This window comes from Vibrio lentus (genome assembly GCF_030409755.1).
GTDB classification, from domain to species: domain Bacteria; phylum Pseudomonadota; class Gammaproteobacteria; order Enterobacterales; family Vibrionaceae; genus Vibrio; species Vibrio lentus.
Genome location: NZ_JAUFQE010000002.1, coordinates 3660693 through 3672157, shown reverse-complemented (window position 1 = coordinate 3672157; position 11465 = coordinate 3660693). Strand labels below are relative to the sequence as shown.

The window sequence follows — 11465 nt, the reverse complement described above, 5'->3', positions numbered from 1 at the left end:
AGAACCATCATTTTAGAATCACCATTTAAGGATCATTATGAGTAACGACGCTCTCATATCAGCGCTCTCGCACCTCGTTTCGGAGGGGAGAAACCCTGACACTATGGATATTGATCTACTCACCTCTCTCGAAGTGGTTGAAAAGATTAACCAACAAGACAAACAAGTCCCACTGGCGATCGAAGCCGAATTACCACAGATCGCGAAATCAGTTGATAAGATCGCTCACGCCTTTCAAAACGGTGGCCGACTGATCTATATGGGCGCAGGCACCAGTGGTCGACTAGGTGTTTTAGATGCCTCAGAATGCCCTCCGACTTTCGGTGTTTCAGACAAAATGGTTATCGGCTTAATCGCTGGCGGACCAGAAGCGATTTTAAAAGCCAAAGAGGGAGCGGAAGATTCACTGACTCTCGGTATTGAAGACCTGAAAGCCATTCAATTTACAGAGAATGATGTCGTGGTAGGCATTGCAGCTAGTGGCCGTACACCTTACGTGATTGGTGCGCTCAACTATGCGAATCAGATTGGTGCAGTGACGGTTGCGCTGTCTTGTAACCCTGGCTCTCCAATTGCCGAAATTGCTCAAATCGCGATAAGCCCAGTGGTTGGCCCTGAAGCCTTAACGGGGTCAACTCGTTTAAAATCAGGGACAGCACAAAAACTGGTACTTAACATGCTCACCACTGCAAGCATGATTCGTATTGGTAAGAGCTATCAGAACTTGATGGTCGACGTAAAAGCGACCAATGAAAAGTTGGTTGCCCGCGCTGCTCGTATCGTTATCCAAGCGACGGAGTGCGATAAAGCACTGGCAGTATCGACGCTGAAAACCACCGATTATGACGTGAAGCTGGCGATTTTGATGATTCTGACAGGGCTCGATTTTGAATCGGCCAAAGCTCAGCTTGATCAACAACACGGCTTCTTAAGAAAAGCGGTAGAGAATAATCAATAAACCGACAGGTAGACTCTCATATTGATTAAGCGTTATTGATTCGGCGTTATACAAAAAACCAGTACACATGGGTACTGGTTTTTTATTTAGCTAGATGCTTTTTATTTAGCGGATTTTTTATTTAACGAAATCAAGAATTAACCGCAAGCCGGATTAATAGTCGTTCGAGAACTCATCCCAGCCACGTTGCCATTCCATACGGAAACGTTGAGCGTCTTCCGTACCAGAACACACACCTTCATACACCTGACCAGACAAACCAATCTGATAAGCATGGTTAGGATTACAGAACTCTGCCACACCTAAGTGATAACCTTCTGTATAACTGGCTTGATCAACAGCACCAAGCTCAGTCATCTCTGAATACGAACGCTGAGTATTACCCTTGATACCATCTCGGTAACCGATCTCTTGCCAGTTACCTTCAGCTGCTAGATCTTGAACATTAGCGCTGCATCCTGCAAGGCTAAATGCCACGGCGAATAGTGTTATTATTTTTTTCATTTCAATCCTTTATATTGTTACTTCACCACTTCCTGACGAAGCGCTGCCTTTGTGGTAATTCTCCGCTGAACACTGGCTGATGTCCACTTATGTCTGTTATCTGCCACTGATATCTATTGGTTACCGCTTAAAGCTGATAAGTCACCACTTGCCAGAAGTAAGACACTTCTCAACACGAATAACCAACCGCTCTATAAACGTAACAAACCACTCAATCAGTTATAACACCACTTAAGTGGCTATTCGACCACTCACTCCAGTAGCGGAAGTTTCTTCTCATCGACTCCTTTAATATACACCCTGACTTAATTAATACATTCAGGGATAACAAATTATGATGTGGTTTCTTACCTGTGTTGCAGCACTCATTGGTGGCTACTTTATTTACGGTGCCTTTATCGAGAAGATCTTCGGTATCAATGAAAAGCGTCAAACACCTGCTCATACCAAGCAAGACGGCGTGGACTACGTTCCAATGTCGACGCCAAAGGTTTACCTAGTTCAGCTGCTTAACATTGCAGGTGTTGGTCCAATCTTCGGCCCTATCATGGGTGCCCTTTACGGCCCGGCAGCGATGCTTTGGATCGTGCTAGGTTGTATCTTCGCAGGTGCAGTACACGACTACTTCTCAGGTATGTTATCTATCCGTAATGGTGGTGCTTCGGTTCCAACTATCACTGGCCGTTACCTAGGCAATGGCGCAAAACACTTTATGAACATCTTTGCCATTGTTCTACTGCTTCTAGTTGGTGTGGTATTCGTATCTGCTCCTGCAGGCATGATCACTAACCTAGTGAACGACCAAACTGATTTCGCGATGTCTGCAACTACGATGGTTGTTATCATCTTTGCTTACTACATCATCGCAACGATTGTCCCTGTCGATAAAATCATTGGTCGCTTCTACCCACTGTTCGGTGCACTACTTATCTTTATGTCTGTTGGCCTAATCACTGCGATTGGTCTATCTGACGAGCACCAAATCATGGGTGGCTTCGAGATGAAAGACATGTTCACCAACATGAACCCGAATGACCTACCACTTTGGCCTGCTCTATTCATCACTATCGCATGTGGTGCTATTTCTGGCTTCCACGCAACTCAGTCTCCTTTGATGGCGCGTTGTATGGAAAACGAGAAGAACGGTCGCTTCGTATTCTACGGTGCAATGATTGGTGAAGGCATCATCGCTCTAATCTGGTGTGCACTTGCTCTATCATTCTTCGGTTCAGTTGAGTCTTTGTCTGACGCGATTGCAAACGGCGGCCCAGGTAACGTGGTATACAGTGCTTCATTTGGTCTACTGGGTGTATTTGGCGGTATCCTTGCTTTCCTTGGCGTGGTTATCCTACCTATCACTTCTGGTGACACAGCGTTCCGTTCAAGCCGTCTTATCCTTGCTGAATACTTCAACATGGAACAGAAAACACTGCGCAACCGCCTACTGATGGCTCTACCGCTATTCGTTCTTGGTGGCATCCTGACTCAAGTAGATTTCGGTATCATCTGGCGCTACTTCGGCTTTGCTAACCAATCAACAGCAGTAATGATGCTGTGGACAGCTTCAGCGTACCTACTTCGCCACAACAAACTGCACTGGGTAACAACGGTTCCAGCTATCTTCATGACGTCTGTGTGTATCACATTCATTCTGAACAACAGCCAACTAGGTTTTGGTCTACCTATGCAAATCTCAACAATCGTAGGTGTGGTTTCATCTCTACTGATTACGGCTTACGTTATCAAGATTTCTAAAGGCAAAGGTGATATCGACCTAGCTGACGACGAGCAAGATCAAGAGCCAAAACCAGTGACTAAAACAGCCTAGTTCTTTTAGGCTCTTGGGAAAAAGAGACCAATCTTCATAGAAAGAGACAAAAGAACTGCCAAGCACAACTTCGCTTGCTCCCGTAATCACCCAGTGATTCGTGGAAATTAAGACTAAAGCCCGTCCACTGTGATGGGCTTTGTTATTTCTAAATATTAGTTTCTCGACCTTGGGAAACCAAAGTCATTCGATATAACCCATGAAAAGACAAGCAAAGCTACCGTTACCAAGCAATGAGCTTTACACTTAACAAGCGTCTCAATAGGTGAAAATATGGAACTCATTCTCTCTCTGCTGCAACAAACCTGTGTCTACTTAGTGATTGCTTACATGCTAAGTAAAACCCCATTGATTCTCCCTTTGTTGAGCATCTCTTCGCGCTTAAGTCATAAAATCAGCTGCTACGTTCTGTTTTCCCTGTTCTGTATTATGGGCACCTACTTTGGCTTACAGATCAATGATGCCATCGCCAACACCCGAGCGATGGGAGCAGTCATGGGTGGCTTGTTTGGTGGCCCGGTTGTCGGCTTTGCGGTCGGTTTTACTGGCGGTATCCATCGTTACTCTTTGGGTGGATTCACCGATCTAGCTTGCGCGATTTCCACCACAGCAGAAGGCTTGATTGGCGGCCTATTACACGTTTATCTCGTGAGAAAAAACAAAGCCAGCCAACTGTTTAATCCTCTGGTGGTGTTCTCTGTAACCCTGTTTGCTGAAATCATTCATATGATCATCTTGCTTGCCGTCGCGAAACCGTTCGAGCAATCCTACGCTCTGGTTTCTGATATTGCCGCGCCAATGATCATCGCAAACTCTGTGGGTGCAGCACTGTTCATGAGCATCATCCAAGACCGTAAAACCATCTTCGAAAAATATTCTGCAACCTTCTCTCGACGCGCATTAACCATTGCCGAACGTTCGGTGGGTATTCTGCATGGTGGGTTTAATTCCGATAACGCACAAAAAATCGTACGTATCGTTTACGAAGAGACCAATGTTGGTGCGGTGGCGATTACCGACCGAGAGAAAATTCTCGCGTTCGTCGGCATTGGCGATGAACACCACATACCTAACACTCCGATTTCATCGCAAAGCACGCTTACCTCGATGGAACAGAACGACATCATCTACCTCGATGGCAAAGAGAACCCGTTCCAATGTTCTCTATCGCAAGATTGTAAATTAGGCTCTGCGCTTATTATTCCACTGCGCGCGGGTAATGAAGTGGTCGGTACCATCAAGCTGTATGAGCCAAAGTTAAAGCTATTCTCGACCATCAACATGTCGATGGGTGAAGGTATCGCTCAGCTATTGTCGAGTCAGATCCTATTCAGTAACTATCAGCAGCAACAGACACTACTTACCCAAGCTGAAATCAAACTGCTGCACGCTCAAGTTAACCCTCACTTCTTGTTTAATGCACTCAATACCATCAGTGCCGTTACACGTCGTGACCCTGATAAAGCACGAGAGCTTATTCAGCATCTGTCTCACTTCTTTAGAAGTAACCTGAAGCAAAACATTAACACTGTGAAACTCAAAGACGAACTGGCACATGTTAACGCTTATCTAACCATTGAAAAGGCACGTTTTACTGACCGATTGGAAGTGGAGTGGGATATCGACCCACAACTGTATGAGTCGCAACTTCCGAGCTTTACCTTGCAACCACTGGTCGAAAACGCCATCAAGCATGGGATTTCTAACATGCTGGAAGGCGGCAAAGTGAAGATCTATAGCGAGGCTTTCGAGGGTGGATTCAAGTTAATCGTTGAAGACAACGCGGGCAATTATCAAAAGCCATCTCAAGATCACGTTGGATTAGGCATGGAGATTGTTGATAAACGGCTCACTAATTTCTTTGGACAAGATTCAGCACTAAAAATAGAATCTCAACCACAGCAATTTACTCGAATGAGCTTTATCATACCTATACTAAAATAGTAGGGTTTTCGGAGACGAATAACTCCGAGTTGGAACAATTAGAAGCTGACATTTAGAAGATAAACGTGAATCAAGCAGAGATAGAATCAAGATGAAGATTGTAGGATGTTAAAGGCATTAGTTGTCGATGATGAACTTTTTGCTCGCGAAGAGCTGATTGAGCTACTGACTGAAACCGGTGAAGTAGAAATCATTGGCCAAGCGAGTAACGCGATCGAAGGACTGAAACAGATCAACCTTCTCAAGCCGGATGTGGTGTATTTGGATATCCAAATGCCGCAGGTTACCGGTATCGAACTGTTAAGCATGCTTGACCCAGACACCATGCCTTACGTGGTGTTCGTCACCGCCTACGACCAATATGCGATTCAAGCCTTTGAAGACAATGCCTTTGATTACCTACTCAAGCCAGTTGAACCTTGTCGATTAAACAAGAGTGTTTGTCGTCTGAATAAGGTCATCAAGCAGAACCAGAAAGCGCCAGAACAAAACATCTCAGCGATTGCTCCCTGCCACTTAGAGCAAATCCCGTGCATTGGTCACAACCGCATAGTGATCATGGCAAGCCAAACGGTCGAGTGCGCTTATTCAGATATCAGCGGTGTGCATGTTCGTAGTTCATCACAAACCGCCACTTCACAGTTAACCCTGAAGATCCTAGAAGAAAAGACCGATTTGATCCGCTGTCATCGCCAATATTTGATCAACATAAAATCGATCCAAGAGATCAAATTGTTAGAGAATGGATTAGCTGAGATCATTACCCTGACAGGCTTTGAAGTGCCTGTCAGTCGCCGTTACTTAAAAACTTTAAAAGAGCAACTCGGTCTCCAATAACGCGTTAGAAGTTCGATGCCTTGTTCCAAAGCTCGATCAAAAAAGCCAACGCATCAACGTTGGCTTCCTGCTATTTACAAATCGATAGTGTTTACTAATCGCTAGTATCAAAAATCGATGGTGTCACCAATCAATAGAGATTAGTCGACTTGCTTAATCTGCAGCTCTTTTGGTACTTCGAAGAACATGTTCTCTTCACGGCCTTGAATCTCTTCAACTTCAGTTGCGCCCAACTCACGAATACGATCTAAGATTTGGTTTACTAGCTCTTCAGGCGCTGAAGCACCCGCTGTCACACCAATTTTCTTTTTGCCTTCAACCCATTCTGTTTGAATGTCTTCAGGACAATCGGTTAGGTAACCTGGCGTGCCTAGCTTCTCAGCCAGCTCTTTCAAACGTGTTGAATTCGATGAGTTCTTAGAACCGACAACAATCACAACATCAACATCACCGGCCATCTCGCGAATTGCGTCTTGACGGTTTTGTGTTGCGTAGCAAATGTCATCTTTACGTGGCCCTTGGATCTCAGGGAACACGCGACGTAACTCTTCAATCACATCCGCAGTTTCATCAACTGACAGCGTGGTTTGGCTAACGTAATGCAAGTTGCTTGGATCATTTACCACTAGGTTCTGTACGTCCTCTGGCTTCTCAACCAAATACATACCGCCAGTTTGGCTAGCGTACTGACCCATAGTGCCTTCCACTTCAGGGTGACCCGCGTGACCAATCAGTACCACTTCCATATGCTTGCGGCTCGCACGAGCAACTTCCATGTGTACTTTGGTTACCAATGGACATGTTGCATCAAATACCGTGAGTTCACGCTCTTTCGCTTCTTTACGAACCGCTTGAGAGACACCGTGAGCAGAGAAGATCACGATGTTGTCGTCTGGCACTTCACTCAGTTCTTCGACAAAAATAGCACCACGCTGCTTGAGCCCCTCAACAACAAAGCGGTTGTGCACCACTTCATGGCGAACATAGATCGGTGGCTGATACATTTCGAGTGCGCGTTCTACGATGCTGATCGCACGATCGACACCAGCACAAAAGCCACGAGGGTTAGCTAACATTATTTTCATTTCATTGCTCATCATTTACCGCGGTACTAAGGTTGTTTCTATAGAGTTCGCTGTCAGCGAGGTTCGCATTCTACAGTGAAGCGCCTAGACAGTGAAGCTTCGGGTGACATCACAGCTGTAAGGCTATCTTGTTCTAGCGTGAAGACAGCTATTCTATCGTTATTCCACCGCTAAGATGTTGACGTCAAACGTAACGTCTTGGCCTGCTAATGGGTGATTAAAATCAACGGTCACTGAATCACCTGCAATATCAGTGATAATACCCGGGATCTCCATACCGTCAGGGCCAGAGAACGCCATGATAGTACCGACTTCAACATCAGTACCACCAGCAAACTTTGCTTTATCCATGTGGTGGATATGGTCTGGGTTAGGCATACCAAACGCATCTTGTGCTTTCAGTTCGATAGACTTTTCCGTCCCAGCTTCAAGCCCAAGCAAACACGCTTCGAAGTTTTCGCTTAGGCTACCATCACCCATAACGAACTTAGCGGGCTTGCCCATATTTTCGGTGCTATCGGCAACTGAACCATCCTTCATTTTAATCGTAAAATGTAGAGTTACTGCTGAATCATTTTTAATTGCTGCCACGTTACTTTCCTTAGATTTCTTTATTATTTGAGGACGCATTGTGCTTTGCTTCCTTGTTGATTGAAGCATAAAAAAAAGCGCCGTCGGAATCAACCGACAGCGCTTAGGGCTATTCTATTCTGTGAGTCATAGACTGACTTTAGGGCAATCTATTTCAAAGCGATTTACTTAATACTCATTAATGCTTGAGTAGCCTATTTGCTTTCATCTTTCTTGCGGAAGCCATCCAAGATGATCATCGCAGCACCGATACAGATCCCCATATCAGCCAAGTTGAATGCAGGCCAATGGTAAGTACCCCAGTAGAAGTCTAGGTAATCAACCACAAAACCATGTACAACACGGTCGAACACGTTACCTACCGCGCCACCAATGATGATCGCATAAGCAATGTTATTCCACTTTTCTGCAGCAGGTAGTTTACTCATCCAGTATGTCAGCATACCCGTTACCGCAAATGCGATACCCGTAAATAACCAACGCTGCCAGCCGCTCTGATCACTCAGAAAGCTAAATGCCGCACCATAGTTATGAACATACAAAAAGTTAAAGAATGGCAACACCTCAATACGGTTTGCCCAGCCATAACCCATGTTGTCCATGACAAAGAGTTTGATGCCGATATCAGCAAGGAACACCAGCAAAGCCAGCCATAACCAACGAACACCAGATTGTTTTAACGAAACTTCACTCATTTCTATTCCTAGTATCTACTCAGTCAAATCATCTCATTATCCACTCTCAAGAATGAACACGAGAAGTCAGCTTGGTTAAACACATTTCCTATAATTAAAAATAACCCCAGTTGATACTGGGGCTATGATTTTTACAAAAAGTTCAGTCTTTCTCTGAGTCGTTATGCGAACTTACGCACTTCGCCTTCACCGTCAATGTTCGACACACAACGACCACAAATTTTCTCGTGACCTTCAATTGTGCCTACATCTGGAGTGTGGTGCCAGCAACGGTCACACTTCTCAGCTTCAGTTGCTGCAACTTCAACGTATAGACCTTCAACGTCTGTCGCTTGAGCTGTATCAGACTTATCGCTAAGTGGCTTAACAACCGCAGCAGAAGTGATAAGTACGAAACGTAGCTCATCTTCTAGCTTGTTGATTTTAGCCGCTAGTGCATCGTCAGCGTATAGAGTAACTTCAGCCTGCAGTGCACCACCGATTGTTTTCTCTTTACGAGCATCTTCAAGAAGCTTGTTCACTGCGCCACGAACTGACTGGATTTCAGTCCAGAATTCGTTGCTTAGCTCTTCGTCGTCAGCAAGACCAAATAGGCCTTCGAACCACTCGCCTGTGAATACAAACGTGTCGCGCTCGCCAGGCATCTCGTTCCAGATCTCATCTGCAGTAAACGACATGATAGGAGCCATCCAACGAACTAGAGCTTCTACGATGTAGTAAAGCGCCGTTTGACAGCTACGTTGAGCATGGCTGCCCTGTTTCGCTGTGTACTGACGGTCTTTAATTACGTCTAGGTAGAAAGAACCCATTTCGATAGAACAGAACTGCATTAGACGTTGAGTTACACCGTGAGTGTTGTACTCACCGTATGCTTTAACGATCTCTTCTTGTGCAGCTTGAGCACGGCCAACAGCCCAGCGATCAAGTGCTACCATTTCTTCAGCAGGAACTAGGTCAGTTTCAGGGTTGAAACCGTTCAAGTTCGCTAGGAAGAAACGAGCCGTGTTACGAATACGACGGTATGCATCAGCAGAACGCTTAAGGATCTCGTCAGAAACCGCAACTTCGTTAGTGTAATCCGTAGAAGCAACCCATAGACGTAGAATATCGGCGCCTAGCTTGTTCGTTACATCTTTAGGAGCAACAACGTTACCGATAGATTTAGACATCTTACGGCCGTTACCATCAACCACGAAACCGTGCGTTAGCACTTGCTTGTATGGTGCTTCGTCTTTCATCGCGATAGATGAAATCAAAGAAGACTGGAACCAGCCACGGTGTTGGTCAGAACCTTCAAGGTAAAGATCAGCACTGTGCGTTCTTTCTTCATTCGGGAAGTTGTACTCTTCACGAGAATCCACAACAGAGAAGTGCGTTACACCTGAGTCGAACCATACGTCTAGCGTATCAAGTACTTTCTCGTATTTGTCAGCGTCTTCAGCACCCATCAGTTCAGCAGCATCTACATCCCACCAAGCTTGAATGCCTTTTTCTTCCACAAGCTTCGCTACTTTTTCAATAAGTGCTGGGCTATCTGGGTGAAGTTCTGATGTTTCTTTATGAACGAACAGAGCAATTGGCACACCCCAAGTACGTTGACGAGAGATACACCACTCAGGGCGACCTTCGATCATACCTTCGATACGGCTTTGACCCCATTCTGGCATCCATTCAACACTCTTCGTTGACTCTAGTGCTTTTGCACGTAGGCCAGCTTGATCCATAGAGATGAACCATTGTGGTGTTGCACGGAAGATGATTGGAGTTTTGTGTCTCCAACAATGTGGGTAGCTGTGCTCGTAAGCGTGGTGATGCAATAGTGCACCTTTCTCTTTTAGAACGTCTAAAACAGAATCGTTCGCTTTGAATACATGCTGACCAGCAAAAAGCTCAGTGTCTGGCAGGTAAACGCCGTTAGAGCCTACTGGGTTAGCGATTTCTAGGTTGTATTTCTTACCAACCACGAAATCCTCTTGACCGTGACCAGGAGCGGTATGAACCACACCAGTACCAGAATCAGTTGTTACGTGATCGCCAAGAACAGCAGGAACCGTAAAGTTGTAGAACGGATGGTTGAACTGAGAAAGCTCAAGATCAGCACCAGTCGCAAAACCAAGGTTATGGAAACGCTCGATACCCGCACGATCCATTACGTCTTTTGCTAGTTCAGAAGCAACAATAATACGTTGAGCAGGCTGTTCGCCATTCGCTTCAACTTGGATCAATACGTATTCAAGATCATCACGTAGACATACTGCGCGGTTAGCAGGCAGAGTCCATGGTGTTGTCGTCCAGATAACGATAGAGATTTCGCCTTGACCAGCGTGGCCTTCCGCTAGAGTAAATTTCTCTAGTAGAGCCGCTTCGTCAGCTGCAGAAAATTTCACATCGATAGATGGAGAAACTTTATCTTTGTATTCAACTTCAGCTTCAGCCAGAGCAGAACCACAGTCAGTACACCAGTGAACAGGTTTGAAACCTTTAAGTAGGTGACCTTTGTCTGCGATTTTACCTAGAGAACGAATGATGTTCGCTTCTGTGCCGAAATCCATAGTGCGGTAAGGTTTGTCCCACTCGCCCATGATACCAAGACGTTTGAAGCTCTCTTTCTGACCTTCAACTTGACCCGCAGCGTACTTACGACATTCTTCGCGGAATTCAGCAGCCGAAATCTTCTGACCAGGCTTACCTTTCTTCTTCTCAACCATCAACTCGATTGGAAGACCGTGACAGTCCCAACCTGGGATGTACGGTGCATCAAAACCAGAAAGGGTCTTAGATTTGATAATAATGTCTTTAAGAATCTTGTTCAGCGCGTGGCCAATGTGAATGTCGCCGTTCGCGTATGGAGGGCCGTCATGCAGCACGAAAGATTTTTTACCTTTCTTTGCCTTACGGATTTCACCGTAAAGGTCTTCTTTGTACCAACGCTTAAGCATTTCTGGTTCACGATTTGCCAGATTGCCACGCATTGGGAACCCTGTTTCTGGTAAGTTCAGGGTATCTTTATAATCACTCATCGA

At 45.4% G+C, this 11465-nt stretch carries 9 protein-coding genes; 4 read left to right on the top strand and 5 right to left on the bottom strand.

Annotated elements, in window-relative coordinates:
* The first annotated feature begins 37 nt into the window (after nt 1–37).
* Nucleotides 38–958 carry an N-acetylmuramic acid 6-phosphate etherase gene (gene murQ, locus QWZ07_RS25175; protein ID WP_192854074.1) on the top strand — a complete coding sequence of 307 codons (921 nt, stop codon included), beginning with the start codon at nt 38–40 and terminating at the stop codon, nt 956–958.
* Nucleotides 959–1111: 153 nt separating this feature from the next.
* Here the strand turns inward: murQ and QWZ07_RS25170 are convergent, their stop codons facing one another.
* A complete protein-coding gene (locus tag QWZ07_RS25170; protein ID WP_017110502.1) occupies nt 1112–1462 on the bottom strand; it encodes a DUF2799 domain-containing protein in 351 nt (116 codons plus the stop codon).
* Nucleotides 1463–1796: 334 nt separating this feature from the next.
* On the opposite strand from QWZ07_RS25170, the gene QWZ07_RS25165 reads away from it, so the two are divergent.
* From QWZ07_RS25165 to btsR, 3 genes are all read left to right on the top strand, one after another.
* On the top strand, nt 1797–3290 hold the full coding sequence (locus tag QWZ07_RS25165; protein WP_019820541.1) for a carbon starvation CstA family protein: 1494 nt from the start codon (nt 1797–1799) through the stop codon (nt 3288–3290).
* A 273-nt stretch (nt 3291–3563) separates the two neighbouring features.
* Entirely contained in the window at nt 3564–5234 is a 1671-nt protein-coding gene (locus QWZ07_RS25160; RefSeq protein WP_192854073.1) for a sensor histidine kinase, read from the top strand.
* Between the two features lie 105 nt (nt 5235–5339).
* On the top strand, nt 5340–6071 hold the full coding sequence (gene btsR / locus QWZ07_RS25155; RefSeq protein WP_017106772.1) for a two-component system response regulator BtsR: 732 nt from the start codon (nt 5340–5342) through the stop codon (nt 6069–6071).
* A gap of 140 nt (nt 6072–6211) precedes the next feature.
* Here the strand turns inward: btsR and ispH are convergent, their stop codons facing one another.
* The 4 genes from ispH to ileS form a co-directional block, all read right to left on the bottom strand.
* Nucleotides 6212–7168 (bottom strand): 4-hydroxy-3-methylbut-2-enyl diphosphate reductase, encoded by a 957-nt coding sequence (ispH, locus tag QWZ07_RS25150; RefSeq protein ID WP_029222310.1) that lies wholly within the window; start codon nt 7166–7168, stop codon nt 6212–6214.
* Between the two features lie 147 nt (nt 7169–7315).
* Nucleotides 7316–7747, bottom strand: coding sequence for an FKBP-type peptidyl-prolyl cis-trans isomerase (gene fkpB / locus QWZ07_RS25145; RefSeq protein ID WP_017080268.1), 432 nt, complete (start codon nt 7745–7747; stop codon nt 7316–7318).
* Nucleotides 7748–7941: 194 nt separating this feature from the next.
* Nucleotides 7942–8442, bottom strand: a complete 501-nt coding sequence (gene lspA / locus QWZ07_RS25140) for a signal peptidase II (RefSeq protein WP_004735054.1) — start codon at nt 8440–8442, stop codon at nt 7942–7944.
* A 161-nt stretch (nt 8443–8603) separates the two neighbouring features.
* The gene (gene ileS, locus QWZ07_RS25135) at nt 8604–11462 is read right to left on the bottom strand and encodes an isoleucine--tRNA ligase (protein ID WP_065105639.1); all 2859 of its coding nucleotides are present in this window, start codon (nt 11460–11462) and stop codon (nt 8604–8606) included.
* Nucleotides 11463–11465 lie beyond the last annotated feature (3 nt).

Coding starts and splice junctions, on each gene's coding strand:
- murQ (WP_192854074.1), top strand. CDS start 38: ATGAGTAACGACGCTCTCATATCAGCGCTCTCGCACCTCGTTTCGGAG.
- QWZ07_RS25170 (WP_017110502.1), bottom strand. CDS start 1,462: ATGAAAAAAATAATAACACTATTCGCCGTGGCATTTAGCCTTGCAGGA.
- QWZ07_RS25165 (WP_019820541.1), top strand. CDS start 1,797: ATGATGTGGTTTCTTACCTGTGTTGCAGCACTCATTGGTGGCTACTTT.
- QWZ07_RS25160 (WP_192854073.1), top strand. CDS start 3,564: ATGGAACTCATTCTCTCTCTGCTGCAACAAACCTGTGTCTACTTAGTG.
- btsR (WP_017106772.1), top strand. CDS start 5,340: ATGTTAAAGGCATTAGTTGTCGATGATGAACTTTTTGCTCGCGAAGAG.
- ispH (WP_029222310.1), bottom strand. CDS start 7,168: ATGAGCAATGAAATGAAAATAATGTTAGCTAACCCTCGTGGCTTTTGT.
- lspA (WP_004735054.1), bottom strand. CDS start 8,442: ATGAGTGAAGTTTCGTTAAAACAATCTGGTGTTCGTTGGTTATGGCTG.
- ileS (WP_065105639.1), bottom strand. CDS start 11,462: ATGAGTGATTATAAAGATACCCTGAACTTACCAGAAACAGGGTTCCCA.